Source organism: Streptosporangium sp. NPDC050855, assembly GCF_044456585.1.
GTDB classification, from domain to species: Bacteria; Actinomycetota; Actinomycetes; order Streptosporangiales; family Streptosporangiaceae; genus Streptosporangium; species Streptosporangium longisporum.
Genome location: NZ_JBITFY010000007.1, coordinates 31,400 through 46,851 on the forward strand (window position 1 = coordinate 31,400; position 15,452 = coordinate 46,851).

Annotated in this window: 13 protein-coding genes and 1 tRNA gene; 3 read left to right on the forward strand and 11 right to left on the reverse strand. The window is 74.6% G+C overall.

Going from position 1 to position 15,452, the window contains the following annotated elements; genetic code table 11:
* The first annotated feature begins 3 nt into the window (after positions 1 to 3).
* Entirely contained in the window at positions 4 to 846 is an 843-nt protein-coding gene (mppR, locus tag ACIBCT_RS15830) for an enduracididine biosynthesis enzyme MppR (RefSeq protein ID WP_399188964.1), read from the forward strand.
* Positions 847 to 918: 72 nt separating this feature from the next.
* Here mppR and ACIBCT_RS15835 read toward each other — a convergent pair.
* A tRNA-Sec gene (locus ACIBCT_RS15835) sits at positions 919 to 1,014 on the reverse strand.
* 89 nt (positions 1,015 to 1,103) lie between these two features.
* Between ACIBCT_RS15835 and selD the strand changes: the two genes are divergently transcribed.
* Positions 1,104 to 2,174 carry a selenide, water dikinase SelD gene (selD, locus tag ACIBCT_RS15840; RefSeq protein ID WP_399188966.1) on the forward strand — a complete coding sequence of 357 codons (1,071 nt, stop codon included), beginning with the start codon at positions 1,104 to 1,106 and terminating at the stop codon, positions 2,172 to 2,174.
* Positions 2,175 to 2,300: 126 nt separating this feature from the next.
* On the opposite strand, the gene ACIBCT_RS15845 is transcribed toward selD, so the two are convergent.
* The 9 genes from ACIBCT_RS15845 to ACIBCT_RS15885 all read right to left on the reverse strand — a co-directional run bounded on the left by ACIBCT_RS15845 (position 2,301) and on the right by ACIBCT_RS15885 (position 11,875).
* On the reverse strand, positions 2,301 to 2,699 hold the full coding sequence (locus tag ACIBCT_RS15845; protein ID WP_399188968.1) for a hypothetical protein: 399 nt from the start codon (positions 2,697 to 2,699) through the stop codon (positions 2,301 to 2,303).
* A 73-nt stretch (positions 2,700 to 2,772) separates the two neighbouring features.
* On the reverse strand, positions 2,773 to 3,108 hold the full coding sequence (locus tag ACIBCT_RS15850; RefSeq protein ID WP_399188970.1) for a tetratricopeptide repeat protein: 336 nt from the start codon (positions 3,106 to 3,108) through the stop codon (positions 2,773 to 2,775).
* Positions 3,036 to 3,491, reverse strand: a complete 456-nt coding sequence (locus ACIBCT_RS15855; protein ID WP_399188972.1) for a sigma factor — start codon at positions 3,489 to 3,491, stop codon at positions 3,036 to 3,038. The genes ACIBCT_RS15850 and ACIBCT_RS15855 overlap by 73 nt, the downstream gene beginning before the upstream one ends.
* Positions 3,492 to 3,681: 190 nt before the next feature.
* Complete coding sequence (gene nrfD, locus ACIBCT_RS15860; protein ID WP_399188975.1) at positions 3,682 to 4,800, reverse strand: NrfD/PsrC family molybdoenzyme membrane anchor subunit; 1,119 nt, start codon at positions 4,798 to 4,800, stop codon at positions 3,682 to 3,684.
* Positions 4,797 to 5,666 (reverse strand): 4Fe-4S dicluster domain-containing protein, encoded by an 870-nt coding sequence (locus ACIBCT_RS15865; protein ID WP_399189439.1) that lies wholly within the window; start codon positions 5,664 to 5,666, stop codon positions 4,797 to 4,799. The genes nrfD and ACIBCT_RS15865 overlap by 4 nt, the downstream gene beginning before the upstream one ends.
* 4 nt (positions 5,667 to 5,670) lie before the next feature.
* Positions 5,671 to 8,856, reverse strand: coding sequence for a formate dehydrogenase (fdh, locus tag ACIBCT_RS15870; RefSeq protein ID WP_399188977.1), 3,186 nt, complete (start codon positions 8,854 to 8,856; stop codon positions 5,671 to 5,673).
* Positions 8,857 to 8,958: 102 nt separating this feature from the next.
* Positions 8,959 to 9,462, reverse strand: a complete 504-nt coding sequence (locus tag ACIBCT_RS15875) for a flavin reductase family protein (protein WP_399188979.1) — start codon at positions 9,460 to 9,462, stop codon at positions 8,959 to 8,961.
* A complete protein-coding gene (locus ACIBCT_RS15880) occupies positions 9,462 to 10,691 on the reverse strand; it encodes a styrene monooxygenase/indole monooxygenase family protein (RefSeq protein ID WP_399188981.1) in 1,230 nt (409 codons plus the stop codon). The genes ACIBCT_RS15875 and ACIBCT_RS15880 overlap by 1 nt, the downstream gene beginning before the upstream one ends.
* A 95-nt stretch (positions 10,692 to 10,786) precedes the next feature.
* Positions 10,787 to 11,875 (reverse strand): AraC family transcriptional regulator, encoded by a 1,089-nt coding sequence (locus tag ACIBCT_RS15885; RefSeq protein WP_399188983.1) that lies wholly within the window; start codon positions 11,873 to 11,875, stop codon positions 10,787 to 10,789.
* A 311-nt stretch (positions 11,876 to 12,186) separates the two neighbouring features.
* Between ACIBCT_RS15885 and ACIBCT_RS15890 the strand changes: the two genes are divergently transcribed.
* The gene (locus ACIBCT_RS15890) at positions 12,187 to 13,212 is read left to right on the forward strand and encodes an aldo/keto reductase (RefSeq protein WP_399188985.1); all 1,026 of its coding nucleotides are present in this window, start codon (positions 12,187 to 12,189) and stop codon (positions 13,210 to 13,212) included.
* On the opposite strand, the gene ACIBCT_RS15895 is transcribed toward ACIBCT_RS15890, so the two are convergent.
* On the reverse strand, positions 13,184 to 15,409 hold the full coding sequence (locus tag ACIBCT_RS15895; RefSeq protein ID WP_399188987.1) for a glycogen debranching N-terminal domain-containing protein: 2,226 nt from the start codon (positions 15,407 to 15,409) through the stop codon (positions 13,184 to 13,186). The genes ACIBCT_RS15890 and ACIBCT_RS15895 overlap by 29 nt on opposite strands.
* Between the last annotated feature and the right edge of the window lie 43 nt (positions 15,410 to 15,452).

Sequence of the window (15,452 nt, forward strand, 5' to 3'; positions counted from 1 at the left end):
AGCATGCGATCGATCGTCACGACAGGCGAGGCGTCCGCCTCCTCCACGCGGGGGGCGGGCCCTTCCGGCTACTCCCTGCCGCTGTCCCCCTCGGGGGGCTCGGCGATGGTCACTCCCCCGCCCTGGCACTTCTCCGGCGACGTCATCATGGTCGACTACCGCGTGGACCCCGCGGCGGCCGCACGGTTCCTGCCACCCGAGCTGGACCTGGGACCTGACCCCGGGGCGGCCGCGGCGATCTTCGCCGAGTGGCAGTGGTGCTCGCACTCCGGGGCCGAGCTGGAGGACCCGGCACGGTGCCGGTTCTCCGAGTTCCTGATCCTGATCGCCTGCCGCCACGAGGGGCGGCAGCTGGCGCGCTGCCCGTACGCCTGGGTGGACAGCCCGGTCCCGCTGATGCGCGGCTGGATCCAGGGGATGCCCAAACAGTTCGGCGCCGTCCACCAGACCCGGCCGGCGACGGTCGGCCGAGCCGGTCCCCGGCTGGCGGGCGGGGGACGGTTCAACGGGGTGCTGTCGGTGGACGGGCGGCGTACCGCCGAGGCGTCCGTCACGCTGGAGGGCCGGATCGACCGGCCGCCGTTCCTGCACACCGTCCCGCTGGTGCACACCCGCCTGTTCCCCTCCTGGGTGCCGTCGGAGCCCCCGCTGAACCAGCTCGTCGTCTCGGAGGTCACCGACATCGAGTTCTCCGACGTCTGGGCGGGCCCGGCCGACCTGCGTCTCCTCGACGGACCGGACGTCGACCTGGCCGGCCTGGCCCCCGTCGAGGTGGGCACGGGCTACGTGTTCTCCTACGCGGAGACGCTGCACCACGGCCGACCGCTGACCGGCGACGGCGGGTGACGCCGGGGCCGTCCCGGATGCCCCATCGTCGCGGACGGTCCCGGATTCCCGTCCGCCCCGGCGGGTGGCGGATGGCGGAGGTGGACGGGAATCGAACCCGCCAGGCCGGGAGACCCGGCCTCGTCGGTTTTGAAGACCGCGGGGGCCACCAGGCACCCGGACACCTCCGGGGGAGAACATACTCCCCCGCGGGTAGGGGCACCGAGGCGGCATGCCGGACGGCGGCGTGCCAAGGGCCCGTCAGGGGTGGATGCGGCATGACGGACACCGAGGCGGAGCGGCGCTCTCCTCTCACCACGGGCGGCGCGGTGCGGCTGACCCGGTACGCGCACGGCGGCGGCTGCGCGTGCAAGATCCCCCCTGGGGAGCTGGAGGCCGTGGTCGCGGGCCTGCTGAAGGAGCCGGACGGACCGGGCGGGCCGGGCGGGCCGGACGGGCGTCCGCCGTTCAACGCCGAGCTGGTCGTCGGGCTGGACGACGGGGACGACGCCGCCGTGGTCCGCATCGAGGGCGGGCGGGCCGTCGTGGCCACCGCCGACTTCTTCACGCCGGTGGTGGACGACGCCCGCGACTGGGGAAGGATCGCGGCGGCCAACGCCCTGTCGGACGTCTACGCGGTGGGCGGGGAGCCGCTGGTGGCGGTCAACCTGCTCGGCTGGCCGCGGGAGGTGCTGCCGATGGAGCTGGCCGGGGAGGTGCTCCGCGGCGGCCTGGAGGTGGCGCGGGCGGCGGGCTGCCACGTCGCGGGCGGTCACAGCGTCGACGACCCCGAGCCGAAGTACGGCATGGCGGTGACCGGGCTGGCCGACCCCGAACGGCTGCTGCGCATCGACCGCGGCCGGGCGGGCCTGCCCGTCTCGCTGTCCAAGCCGCTGGGGGTCGGCGTGCTCAACACCCGGCACAAGGCGACCGGTGAGGTCTTCCCGCAGGCGGTCGCCACGATGACCGCGCTGAACCGGGACGCCTCCCGCGCCGCGCTCGCCGCCGGGGCCGGGTGCGCCACGGACGTGACCGGGTTCGGCCTGCTGGGTCACCTGTACAAGCTGGCCAGGGCGAGCGGCGTCACCGCGGTGGTGGACGTGGCGGCCGTGCCGTACCTGGACGGTGCCCGCGAGGCGGTGCGGGACGGCCATGTCAGCGGGGGCACCCGGCGCAACCTGGCGTGGGTCCACCCGCACCTCGACCCGGGCCGGACCGGTGAGGAGGACCTGCTGCTGCTCGCCGACGCCCAGACCTCGGGCGGCCTGCTCGTGGCGGGAGAGATCCCCGGCGCCCCCGTGGTCGGCGAGCTCGTCCCGTTCGACGGCGCGGCCCTGCGGCTGCGCTGACCGGTCACCGTCCCGGACGGCCAGGCCCCCGGCCGACCGGGTGCCGGCCGGCCGAGACGCCCGTCCGGGTGACGGCCGGTGGCCGCGCCGGACGGGCGGGGACACGGCAGGGGACCGTGGGAGGACTCACGCGGCGGTGAACCGCGCGGCCGGTTCGCCGCCGAGCCGTCCTGCCGGCAACCTCCGGCCGCACATGACCAGCGTGAAGTCCTGGGCGGCCCCGTACAGCGGCGTTCCCGACCCGAGGGTCCAGTCGAGGTCCTCGGCACGCAGCTCGATCCCGTCCAGGTCGACGCCGAAGTGCTTCCGGCTCTTCTCCGGGGTGAAGCCCGGCAGGATCATGCGCAGCCGTTCCCCGGGGACGCGCCGGTCGATCCCCAGCGGGACGGTGATGTCCAGGCCGTGGACGATCTCGTGGGTCAGCGTGACCTCGTATCCGTCGCCCGGCGGCTTCCAGGGATGGTTCGCGTTCTGCGTGAGCTGGTCGACGAGCTCCGCGGCGATCGCCTTCCTGACCTCGTCCATCGGTTGTCCTCTCTCCTTCGGAGACCCGTTCGCCCCACCGACGAACGGGCCCGGCCCCGACGGACACCCGGGCTCACCCGATCTCGGCCAGCCTGCGGGTGAGGTAGCGCCGCTCGGTGCCGGTGGGCGCCAGCTCCAGCGCCTCGCGGTAGGCGCCGCGGGCCTCGGCGGTACGGCCGAGGCGGCGGAGCAGGTCGGCGCGGGTCGCCGCCAGCAGGTGGTACCGGGCCAGCGCCCCCGACGCCGCCAGCGCCTCCACCAGTCTCAGCCCGGCGGCGGGTCCGTCGGCCATCGCCACCGCCACCGCCCGGTTCAGCTCCACCACCGGCGAGGGCGTCAGGTGCGCCAGCCGCCCGTAGAGCGCGGCGATCTGCGTCCAGTCGGTGTCCGCAGGATCGGCCGCCTCCATGTGGCAGGCCGCGATGGCGGCCTGCACCTGGTACGGGCCCGCCCGGCCAGGGTTCGCAGGGTGAGGGCGACCCGGGCCTCCAGCGCCAGCGCCGGGTGGCAGCAGGTGAACGTCAACCGCAGCCGGTCGTCCGGCACCCCGCTCTCGTCACCTGATTCCGGTTCGTGTGACAGGGCGGCCACCTCCCGTAGCTCGGCGGCGCCGACCGTACGGCGGCGCAGGGTGTCGACGGCCCGGTTGCGGGCGGCCGTGGTGAGCCAGGCGCCGGGCCTGCGCGGTATCCCGTCGCGCGGCCAGCGCAGCAGCGCCTGGGCGAAGGCCTCCTGCGCGCTCTCCTCGGCGAGGTCCCGGTCGCCGGTCACCCGGATGAGGGTGGCGACCACCTGGCCCCACGCCGCCCCGCAGCACGTCGCGGCGCCGCATCTCCTCGGCCCATCCGTCGCAGCCGTCCATCGCGTGCTCGGCGGCGGACTCGTCACCGCAGATCAACAGCATGTACTTCACACGTCCTCCTCCGCGTACGGCTTCCTCGTGAACACGACGAAGGGGAACGCCGCGAAAGGACGGTATCGCTCAGGTCTCCGCGCTCTCCCGGCGCGCGGTCTCCTGCCGGGCGGCCTCCAGCCGGGCCCGCTGGGGCACCACCGTGTACTTCGGGTCGGCGGCCGACGCCTTGCCGGCCCTCAGCACGCCGAAACGGGTGCACAGGGCGCCCCCGGTGAGGGCCAGGCCCGAGAGCGCGGTGAGCGTCCGGCCGCGTCCGGCGACCGGGGCCAGCAGGGCTCCGGCCACCGTGAGGACGCGGGCCGCCCGCATCAGGCGGCCGGAGACGCCCTGCCGGTACGGCTCGCCGAGCATGCCGAGGCGGCGCTCCATCACGGCCCCGGCGACGGTCTCGACGGTGGCGCCCAGCACGGCGGCGGCACGGGCCGGACCGGCGTCCCGGAGCGGGGTGGCCAGCATGCTCGCGGCGCCCGCCCCGGCCAGCGCGCTCCCGGCGAACAGGAAGGGCAGCTCGCGGTGGGCCTCGTGCCAGGCGGGCACGGCGGTGTCGGCCACGAGCACGGCGGTGTAGGTCGCCATCAGCGGGCCGGTCAGCACGGCCACCAGCCCGGCCGCGTCACCGGCCGCGGGCAGGAGCGTCACCGCCCGGGACGGCAGCACCGCGGCGAGCCGGGCGCGCAGGGCCGCGGCCCCTGCGGCCCGGGAGGGCGAGGGGGCGGCCCGCGTACCGGACAGGACTGCGGCGAGCCGGGCGGGCAGGGCCGCGGCGAGCCGCGAGGGCGGCGGGCCGGAGGGCGGCCGGCGCGGGGTGACCAGCGCGGAGCCGGCCGCGAGCGCCGTCAGGCCGCTGTGGACGGCCAGCACCCAGGAGCCGACGCTCATCGGCGAGGTGGGCTTGAAGACGCGCAGCATGTTGAGGAACCGCTCGGGCCTGCCGAGCTCGGCGACCAGGAAGGCGGCACCGCCCGCGGCTCCCCCGGCCGCGACGAGCCTGGCGGTGAGCGCGAGCCGGTCGCGGCCGGTGAGCGTGGCCATGGCCGCGATCATCGACGCGGCCCCGGACGTCCCTCCCAGGTAGAGGTAGACGGGCATGTGGGGTTCGTGCCAGATCGGCGACTTGATGATCGGCTGCCCGTAGTAGGAGCGGAACTCCGCCTGCGGGACCATCGCCTCCTCGCCCCGCCTCATCGCGACCGGCCAGGGAACGAGCGCGAGCGGCCCAGGAAGGAGAGCGCGACGGCTCCTGCCATGGAGAGCGCCGCCCCGGCGGCCCACCCCCACATGGCCGACAGGTCCCTGGTGGTGACCACCGGGTCGGGCGGCAGGCCGTACACCTCGGGCTCGTCCATCAGCAGGAAGAACGCCCCGTCCCCGCCCACGCCGTCACCGGGGTCGGCCCCGTACAGGCGGGCCTCGGAGCGGCCGCCGGCGTGCAGGTGCTCCAGGCGCTCGGCGGCGCGGGCCCGCAGCTCGTCCAGCGGCCCGAACTGGATGGAGTCGGTGGGGCACGCCTTGGCGCAGGCCGGTTCCAGCCCGCCGAGCTGGCGGTCGTAGCACATCGTGCACTTGAAGGCCCGGCCGTCGCGCTCCCTGCGGTCGATCACCCCGTACGGGCAGGCGGGCACGCAGTAGCCGCAGCCGTTGCAGACGTCGGCCTGCACCACCACGGTCTCGAACTCGGTGCGGAACAGCGCCCCGGTCGGGCAGACGTCCAGGCAGGCGGCGTGCGTGCAGTGCTTGCACACGTCCGACGACATCAGCCAGCCCTCGATGTCCTCGAACCCGCCGTTCGGCCCGCCGCCGTCCGATGCGGACCCGTTCGGTCCGTTCGGTCCGGTGCCGTCCGGCCCGGCGGGTTCCCGGCCGTCCCGGGCCCGGCCCGGCTGCTCGATGAAGGCCACGTGCCGCCAGGTGTCGGCCCCCAGGCTGCCGGTGTTGTCGTAGGAGGTGGCCCGGAAGACGAACCCGTCGTCGGGCACGTGGTTCCACTCCTTGCAGGCGACCTCGCACGCCTTGCAGCCGATGCAGATGCTCGTGTCGGTGAAGAAGCCCATCCGCTCAGCCACGGCGGTACTCCTCGACCAGGTCGAGCAGGGCCCTGCCGGTGGGACGTCTGCCGGGCCGCAGGTCACAGGTCATGGCCTTGCTCTCCTGGATGTAGACGTTCGGGTCGAGCACGAGGGGCATCAGGTCGTTGACGGTATCGCCGGTCACCAGTCCCCCGCTGCCCCATCCCCAGTGGTACGGCAGGCCGATCTGGTGGACGGTCCCGCCCTGCAGCCGCAGCGGCCGTACCCTGCCGGTCACCAGGACGCGCGCCTCCATCGCGGTGCGGCTCGTCACGATCGTCGCCCAGCCCCCGTTGACCAGCCCCAGCTCGGCGGCCAGCGCCGGGGAGACCTCGCAGAACAGCTCGGGCTGCAGCTCGGCCAGGTAGGCCAGCGGCCGGCTCATGCCGCCCGCGGTGTGGTGCTCGGTGAGCCGGTAGGTCGTGAGCACGTACGGGAACCGCGAAGAACCCGGCGGATTGTAGGGGCTCTCGGGCCGCAGGTACATCTGCCGGCCCGGGTTGGCCTGCTGCGCGTACAGCGGGTTGCGCACCGGGGACTCGTGCGGCTCGTAGTGCGCGGGCAGCGGCCCGTCGGCCAGGCCCGAGGGGGCGAACAGCCAGCCCTTGCCGTCGGGCTGCATGATGAACGGGTCGGTCCCGGCCAGCGCCGCCTCGGCGAGCGCGCCCTCGGGCGGCCGGTAGCCGGGCGGCTTGTGCCGCTCGAAGTCCGGCACGTCGTGGCCGGTCCACTCCCCGCGCTCGGCGTCCCACCACACGTAGGCCTTGCGCTCGCTCCACGGGCGGCCCTCCGGGTCGGCGGAGGCCCGGTTGTACAGGATGCGCCGGTTGGCCGGCCAGGCCCAGCCCCACTCGGGGGCCACCCGGCTCTGCTCGCGGCGGGGTTTGCGCCGGGCGGCCTGGTTGACCTCGTCGGCGTAGACCCCGCAGTAGATCCAGCAGCCGCAGCTGGTGGAGCCGTCGGGTTCGAGCTCGGTGTAGGCCGACAGGGCCCGCCCGTCCGGGCCGGTGCCGTTGATCTCGCGCAGCACGGCGTCGGCCGACGGTTCGGCGTGCTCGCCCTCCTCGGGGTAGTCCCAGGTGAGCTCGCGCAGCGGCCGGTCGATCTCGTCGTCGGTGATCCGCTGCCTGATCCGCTTGCCGAGGTGGTAGTAGAACGACAGGTCGCTGCGGCAGTCGCCCGGCGGCTCGACGGCCTTGTGCCGCCACTGCAGCAGCCGCTGGGTGTTGGTGAAGGTGCCCTCCTTCTCCACATGACTGGCGGCGGGCATGAAGAACACCTCGGTGGCGATGTCCTCGGTGCGCATCTCCCCGGTCGCCAGCTCCGGGCCGTCCTTCCAGAACGTGGCCGTCTCCACCAGGGTCAGGTCGCGCACCACCAGCCAGTCGAGGTTGGCCAGGCCCAGGCGCTGGGCACGGCCTCCCGAGGAGCCCACGGCCGGGTTCTCGCCCACCACGAAGTAGCCCTTGACCGTGCCGTCGATCTGCGCCATCACCGTGGTGAAGTGGCCGTGGTCCCCGGTGACGCGCGGCAGGTGGCCGAAGCAGAAGTCGTTCTCGGCGGTGGCGGCCTCACCCCACCACGCCTTGAGCAGGCTGACGGTGTAGGCGCGCTTCCTGCCCCAGAAGCCGGTGTCGGCCCCGACGTTGGCGAGGTAGTCGTCCAGCCCCCCGTGGCGGTGGGCGTGCGGCATCGGCAGGTAGCCGGGCAGCAGGTTGAACAGGGTGGGGATGTCGGTGGAGCCCTGGATGCTGGCGTGGCCGCGCAGCGCCAGGATGCCGCCGCCGGGCCTGCCGATGTTGCCCAGCAGCAGCTGCAGGATCGACGCCGCGCGGATGTACTGGGCGCCGACCGTGTGCTGGGTCCAGCCGACCGCGTACGCCCAGGCGGTGGTGCGCTCGCGGCCGGAGTTGGCGGTGATCGCGTCGGCGAGCTCGGCGAGGTCCTCCGGGCGGATGCCGCACAGCTCCTCGACCAGCTCGGGGGTGTAGCGGGCGAAGTGCCGCCGGAGGATCTGGTAGACGCACCGGGGGTGGCGCAGCGTCGGGTCGGTCGGCGGCCTGGACGAGGCCGGGGCGCCGCCCGAGCCGTACTGGTCACCCCCGGCGGCCGCGGAGTGGTGCCGGCCGCCCTCCAGGTGCTCGCCGCCCCCGGACGCCTCCTCGCCCGACCCCTCGTACGACCAGCTCGCCGGGTCGTACGAGCGCGTCTCGGGGTCGAAGCCGGAGAACAGGCCGTCGAGGTCCTCGGTGTCCCCGAAGTCCTCGGAGATGATCGACGCGGCGTTGGTGTAGGCCAGCACGTACTCGCGGAAGTCCAGCTCGCGGGTGAGGACGTGGTTGATCAGCGCTCCGAGCAGCACGATGTCGCTCCCGGCGCGGATCGGCAGGTACCGGTCGGCGATCGCGCTGGTGCGGGTGAAGCGCGGGTCGATGTGGAACACCTTCGCCCCGCGTGCCTTTGCCTCGACCACCCACTGGAAGCCCACCGGGTGGCATTCGGCCATGTTGGAGCCCTGGATGACGATGCAGTCGGACTCGGCCAGATCCTGCTGGAAGTCCGTGGCACCGCCACGCCCGAAGCTGGTCCCCAGACCGGGGATCGTGGAGGAGTGTCAAATACGGGCCTGGTTCTCCACCTGGATCGCGCCGAGGGCGGTGTACAGCTTCTTCATCAGGTAGTTCTCTTCGTTGTCCAGCGTCGCCCCGCCCAGGCCGGCGATGCCCATGGTGCGCCGGACCGTCCTGCCCTCGTGCTCCTGCTGCCAGGTCGCCCGCCGGGTCGCCACGACCCGGTCGGCGATCATGTCCATCGCGGTGTCGAGGTCGAGCCGCTCCCAGTCGGTGCCGTGCGGGCGCCGGTAGAGGACGTGCGTCTGCCGGCCGGGGTGGGTGACGAGCTGCTTGCTCGCCGCCCCCTTGGGGCAGAGGCGGCCACGGGAGATCGGCGAGTCGGGGTCGCCCTCGATCTGGGTGACGCGGCCGTCCTTGGCGTAGACGAGCTGGCCGCAGCCGACCGCGCAGAACGGGCAGACCGACCGGGTGACGGTGTCGGCCTCCTCGGTGCGGGGCCGCAGCGCGTCGGTGCGCGCCGAGCGTGCGGCGTCGCTCCTGCCGTCCTCTCCCCTGAGCTGGCGGATCACCGGCCAGCGGGAGACGAACCTCCCGGGTCTCACGGGGGCCGTTCTACCCCGGCCGGCCCGCCCTAATCGCCCCGTGCCGCCCCGGCCCCGATGGCCGCGCCCGTCTTTCGGGCGCGGCCACGGCCCGGTCCCGTCCTATCCGGCCATGGCCGCGCCGGACATCGCCTCCCTCCGGGGTACGGAGAAGGCCCCGTAGCTGCCCGAGTGGAAGACCAGCGGCTCGCCCGGCGCCCCCCGGAAGTGCTCGACCTCCCCGACGAAGATCAGGTGGTCGCCTCCCTCGTACGTGGTCACCGTGCGGCACGCGAAGTGGGCGAGGGTGCCCGCCAGCACCGGTACCCCGCCGGGGGCCAGGACGGTCTCCACCCCGGCGAACTTGTCGGGCAGCGGCGTGGCGAACCGCCGCGACAGGTGCTCCTGGCCCGCGGCCAGCACGTTGACCGCGAACCGGCCGGCCTCGGCGAAGGCGGGCGCGCTGGGGGCCCGCCTGGACAGGCACCACAGCACCAGCGGCGGGTCGAGCGAGACCGAGGTGAAGGAGTTGACGGTGACGCCCAGCCGGTCGCCCCGGCCGGTGGCGGCGGTGACCACCGCCACCCCGGTGGCGAACTGCCCGAGGGCGTCGCGGAGAGCCCTCATCACGCCGCCCCCCGCTCGGCCCGAGCCAGGTACTCGGCCGTGCCGGCCGGGTCCAGGAACCAGCCGGCGAAGTCGGAGGGGTCGTCGAAGCCGTTGACGAAGCGGGAGGCCACCTCGGGCAGCCTGTCCGCGGCGCCCAGGATCTCCACCACGTGCGGGGGCGGCGGGGCCAGGAGCGCGTTCGTCCAGGTGGTGGCGTGTCTCGCGTCCTGCCAGTAGCGCTCGAAGACCTGCGCCATCCACGTCGCGTCGAACGGGCGCCCGCCGCGCTCGAGGATGCTCTCCAGGTACGAGGCCGCGCACTTGGCGGCGTTGTTGGCGCCCTGCCCGGTGATCGGGTCGTTGAGCACGACCACGTCCGCCACCCCCAGGACCGCCGCCCCCGACGGCAGCGTGGCCACCGGCCTGCGCACGACCGGGGTGAAGCGGCCGGACAGCACGCCGCCCTCGTCGGTGAGCTCGACGTCCGCGCAGCGCTCCGCCTCCCAGGGCAGGAACGTCTCCAGCACCCACCGGCTCCTGGCCAGGTGCTCGGCGGGGGTGCTGACGTCGGCCCAGCAGTCCATCGGCCCGCCGGGAACGCCCTCGAACACCATGATCTCGCAGGGGCCGGTGACGGTGAGCGCGGGGAAGACGAAGTACTCGCCGACCCCGGGGACCACGTTGAAGCAGACCGCGGAGTACTCGGGCCGCGGTGCGAGACCGTTGACGTAGGTCAGGGCCAGGGCCCGCTGCGGGGCCCGGTACGGCGAGCGCGGCGTGTCCCGCTCGAAGAGCGAGGAGATCGGCCCCTTGCCCGCGGCGACCAGGACCAGGTCGTACTGGGCGGCGTAGTCCTCCAGGTCGTCCACGCCCGCGTCCTGGATGACGATCTTGCCGCCGAGGCGTTCCACCTCGGCCATCCAGGCGGGCATCTTCAGCCGCTGGTCGACCGAGCGGGCGGGGGTGTCCAGCCGGGCCGCCCAGTGGAGGGCCGGGCCGTCCGGACCGGCCATGGCGAACTGGATGCCCTCGATCGGCGGGCATCCGCCGGACCACAGGTCCAGGCCGAGGGCGCGCTCGTGGCCCAGGGCGGTGCCGAACATGGCCTGGCTGGAGGTGACCCGGCCGTCGCGGATCTCCTCGGGGGTGCGGTTGGAGACGACGGTGACGTCGTAGCCGTTCCGCAGCAGGCCGAGGGCGAGGTGGAGGCCGGCCTGACCGGCGCCGACGATGAGGATTCTGCGCATGATGACGGTGTCCTTCGTGAGAGGTGGAGGGAGGGGAACGATCGAGCGGCGCCTGAGAGAACGGTATGCCGGGCGCCGTATCCCCTGCCATCCGCTCAGCGCGGGTTACGTCCGTCTGGCGCGGAGTTCCCGGCGGCGTTCCCGGCATTCCCGGCGTTCCCGGCGCTGTCGCCGCCGCGCAGCGTCTGCGACGGGGCCTGGCCGTGGCGCGCGCGGTACATCGCGGCGAACCGTCCCTGGTGCAGGAAGCCCCACCGGGCCGCCACCCCGGTCACCGTGCACCCGGCCGGATCACCGGCCGCCAGCTCGCGGTGGACACGGTCCAGGCGCACGTCCCGGAGGTAGGCCATCGGGGTCAGGCCGAGGTGGCGGCGGAACCCCTCCTGCAGGGAACGCCCGCTGACCGCCACGGCCCGCGCCACGTCGTCGGTCGTCAGCGGCAGGTGGGCGTGCTCCTCGATGTGACGCATCGCCCGCCGTACCACCTTGGGCACGGCGGCGGGGCGGGGCGCGGTCAGCCGGTCCCGGTAGTTGGACGGCTGACCGGTCAGCAGGGAGGCGATCAGCGCGTTCTCCAGGTGGGCCACGGCCAGCGGCTGCGCGGCCATCCCGTCACCGTGCTCGGCCTCGTCCACGATCAGGTCGACCATGGCCCTCCAGGCGCGCGCCCAGCCCGCCGTCATGTCCACGCCCAGGTCGAAGACGACCGGCCGGTCGAGGCGTTCCCCGAGCATCCGCTCCAGGGCCCCCTCGACGGCGGGGCGGTCGAACTTCACGATGAGCTGGGGGCAGCCGGCCGCCCAGCGCATGTCGAGGTGTTCCGACGGCGACGGCAGCGAGGCCGTCCGGGGCGTCGACACGATCTCCTGACCACCGCACCGGATCAGGCTCCGCCCGGCCAGCGGGATCTGCACCAGGAAGAAGGACTCCAGCTCCCCCGGCTCGATGCGGACGTCCGCCCCGTAGTCCAGGTAGTTGACCCGCACCGAGCCCAGCCGCGCCGAGTTGAGCCGCGCGGCCAGCCGGGAGGCGTCCCCGGTGAGCTCCAGCCGGTGGGGGCAGAACACCGCGGCCACCCGCTCGCGGGCCTCGTCGAGATCCCCGGTGTCGAAGACCGGACTGTTGCCGAGCGGTACCCGATCCCGCGCCTCGTCCATCGACGCCTCCGCCTCCGTACCCGTCACGTGCCCATCTCCGCACCGAAAGGGCGCGCCGTCCACGCAGAAATGCACAGAACCGTGGCCGGATCCGGACGGAGGGCCTGAGGGATCGGGCGGCGCACGACCGGGACGCGGGCGGGACACGGCCGGGACGCGGGCGGGGCATGGCCGGGACGCGGGCGGGGCATGGAGGGCACACGGTCGCGCGGGGAGGCCGTGCGGCGCGCTGATCCGGTGGCGCGGGCGGGCTCTCACCGCTCCTGCCTGCGTGAACGTCGCGGACGTGACCGGGCCCGGCCGCGGGTGGCCGGGCGGCGGCTGGCAGGATCGGGGCCGTGAACCATCGCACGCTCGGTCGCACCGGCATCCAGGTCAGCCCGCTCTGTCTCGGCACGATGATGCTCGGGGCGTGGGGGAACACCGATCACGACGAGTGCGAACGCATCGTCGGCACCGCGCTCGACGCGGGCGTCAACTTCATCGACACCGCCGACGTCTATGCGTTCGGCGAGAGCGAGACGATCCTCGGCAGGGCCATCAGGGGCCGCAGGGACGAGGTCGTGCTCGCCACGAAGTTCCACAACGCCATGGACGACTCGCCCAACCGGCGCGGCAACTCCCGCCGCTGGATCATGCGTGCCGTGGAGGACAGCCTGCGCCGCCTGGACACCGACTGGATCGACCTCTACCAGGTCCACCGCCCCGACCCGCGCACCGACATCGACGAGACCCTCGGCGCCCTGTCGGACCTGGTGCGCCAGGGCAAGGTACGGGCGATCGGCACCTCGTCCTTCCCCGCCGAGGAGCTCGTCGAGGCCCAGTGGGTCGCGGAGCGCCGCAACCGCGAGCGGTTCTCCACCGAGCAGCCCTCGTACTCGATCCTCGCCCGGCACGCCGAGGCCGCGGTGCTTCCGGTGGCCGAGCGTTACGACCTGGGGGTGATGGTGTGGAGCCCGCTGAACGGCGGCTGGCTGACCGGCAAGTACCGCCGTGACGCGCCGCTGCCGACCGGCTCCCGCGCCTCCCGGAACGGCGACCACTTCGACTTCAAGGCCGAGGAGATCCGCTCCCGCAAGCTCGACGTCACCGAGAGGCTGGCCGTGCTGGCCGACGAGGCGGGCATCACGATGATCCAGCTCGCGCTGGGCTTCGTGCTCTCCCACCGGGCGGTGACCTCGGCGGTGATCGGCCCGCGCACGCTGGAGCAGCTCACCGGCCAGCTCGGTGCCGACGAGGTACGGCTCTCCCCGGACGTGCTGGACGTGATCGACGAGCTGGTCCCCCCGGGGACGAGCATCAGCCCCGCCGACGTCGGGTACGCGCCTCCCGCGGTCACCGAGGCAGCGCTGCGCCGCCGCTGACCCCGGAGACCCCGGAGACCCCGGAAGGCCCGGAGAGCCCTGCTGATCCCGGCACCACGGAGAGCCCTGCGGGCAGGCCGGTGACGACGGCCTCGCCCGTCCCGTCGACGGACGCGGTCACCGGCTCCCCCGCGACCCGCAGCCCGCTCAGCGAGACCGCCCCCAGCGGGGCGCCCGCCAGGGGCTCCAGCAGCACCCGGCCACCGGGCACGTCGGGACGGAGACCGAGCGCGGCGTGCGCCAGCGTGACCGCGGCGGCGGCCGACCACGCCTGCGGGCGGCAGGCCGCGGGGTAGGGCACGGGCCGCCCGAGCGCGGTCCGGTCGTCGCCACCGTACAGCTCGGGCAGGCGGTGGCCGAACACCTCACCGGCGGCCAGCAGCCCCCCGGCCAGGACCGCCGCCTGCGCGGCGAACCCGCCCCGGGCCAGCCCGGCGACCGCGATCGCGGTGTCGTGCGTCCAGATCGACCCGCAGTGGTACGACAACGGGTTGAAGCCGCCCGCGTCCGCCGACATCGTGCGCAGCCCGAAGCCCCCGGCCAGCTCCGGGGTCACCAGCAGGTCGGCGACGCGGGCCTCCTCGGCCCCGTCGAGCAGGCCGGTGCCGAGCAGGTGGCCGATGTTGCTGGTCAGCGCGTCCACCGGGTGCCCGCTTCCGTCCAGGGCCAGGGCGGGGAACCGGCCGTGCGGGCCGTCCGTCCAGAACCGCTCCCGGAAGCGCCCGGCCAGCGCGGCGGCGTACTCGCGGTGCCGGTCGGCCCCGGGCCGGCCGAACGCCTCCAGCAGGTCGGCGCCGCAGCGGGCCGCCCGGTGGGCGTACCCCTGGACCTCGGCCGGCGCGATCGGCGGCCGGGCACGGTGGCCGTCGTGGAAGCGCAGCGCGTCGCCGGAGTCCTTCCAGCCCTGGTTGGCCAGGCCCAGGCCACCGGGGTCGGCGTACCGGACGAACCCGTCACCGAGGGGGTCGGCGTGCTCGGTGAGCCAGCCGAGGGCGGCCTCCAGGTGGGGCAGGAGCGCCGCGATCTCCGCGGCGGGCGCGCCCCAGCGCCAGGCGTCGTGCAGCAGGTGGATCCACAGCGGTGTGGCGTCGATCGTGCCGTAGTAGACGGCGGGCAGGCGCAGGCCGTCGCCCCCGGCCGTGAACGCCTCCCGGCGCAGCTCGTGCATGATCTTCCCCGGTGCCTCGCCCGAGCCGGGGTCCAGGCGCGTTCCCTGGCGGCGGGCCAGCACGCGGAGGGTGCCGAGGGCCAGCTCGGTGCCCAGCGGCAGCAGCATCCGCGCGGCCCAGAGGCTGTCGCGCCCGAACAGCGTGAGGTACCAGGGCACCCCGGCCCCGAGGAAGGCGTCGGCCGGGACGGCGGGCTCGGCCAGCCGGAGCGAGCGCAGGTCGTCCAGGGACCGTTCGAACAACCGCTCCAGCCGGGGGTCGGTGGCGACGAGCCGGGGTTCGTCCCGCCCCGCCGCCCACTCGGCGGGGCGGGACGGCGCGACGACCACGGCCCGCGGATCGTGCACCGCGACCCGCCAGCGGAACGTGACGCGGCCGCGGGGCTCCAGCACGACCGGCCGGCTCAGGTACGCCGCACGCCCGTCCCCGGCGACCTCGGCCCGCGCGCCTTCACCGGTCACCGTCACCCGGACGCCGTCGCGGCTCCAGGTGATCTCACCGGGGGCGGTGATCCCGGCCCTGATCCCGGCCGTGATCTCGATGGGCCCCGTCGCGTCGCCGGACTTCACCGTGTCGATCGGGGCGAGGTCGCAGCCCAGCTCCAGGGTGATCATGGCGGAGACGGGGACCTCGGCGGCGGAGACGATCTCCACGCGTTCCCGCATGCCACCGGGCACGACCTGCCGGACGCGCTCGATCCGTACCGTGGGGTCGGGGCTGGGGTCCCCCAGCCACCGGGCCAGTGTGACGAACCCCGCGCCGCCCGATCCCCGCAGGGCGTGGCCGACGGTCTCGGGCTCGCGGCCGTCGACGGTCAGGACGGCCCGGGACAGGGCGCGCCGGTCCGCGTGGAACACTCCCTGGACCCCGGCCGGGCGGATCTGCCCGTCGTCGCCGCTCAGCGCGACCGTGGGGGCCGCCACCACGGCGACGAGGTCGTGCAGGAGCGGCTGGAGGCGACGGGCCGCGTCCGCGTCGAAGCCGGGGGCGGGGCGGGGAACGACGGGGGGCGGGGCGTCGTCGAGCACGACCGGGCTCCCTGGGGGTCGGGTCGGGGGCACCGCGACAGGG

Bases quoted from the DNA above. Each gene is read 5' to 3' on its own strand.
- mppR (WP_399188964.1), top strand. From the start codon at position 4: ATGCGATCGATCGTCACGACAGGCGAGGCGTCCGCCTCCTCCACGCGG.
- selD (WP_399188966.1), top strand. From the start codon at position 1,104: ATGACGGACACCGAGGCGGAGCGGCGCTCTCCTCTCACCACGGGCGGC.
- ACIBCT_RS15845 (WP_399188968.1), bottom strand. From the start codon at position 2,699: ATGGACGAGGTCAGGAAGGCGATCGCCGCGGAGCTCGTCGACCAGCTC.
- ACIBCT_RS15850 (WP_399188970.1), bottom strand. From the start codon at position 3,108: ATGGAGGCGGCCGATCCTGCGGACACCGACTGGACGCAGATCGCCGCG.
- nrfD (WP_399188975.1), bottom strand. From the start codon at position 4,800: ATGAGGCGGGGCGAGGAGGCGATGGTCCCGCAGGCGGAGTTCCGCTCC.
- ACIBCT_RS15865 (WP_399189439.1), bottom strand. From the start codon at position 5,666: ATGGGCTTCTTCACCGACACGAGCATCTGCATCGGCTGCAAGGCGTGC.
- ACIBCT_RS15875 (WP_399188979.1), bottom strand. From the start codon at position 9,462: ATGAGGGCTCTCCGCGACGCCCTCGGGCAGTTCGCCACCGGGGTGGCG.
- ACIBCT_RS15880 (WP_399188981.1), bottom strand. From the start codon at position 10,691: ATGCGCAGAATCCTCATCGTCGGCGCCGGTCAGGCCGGCCTCCACCTC.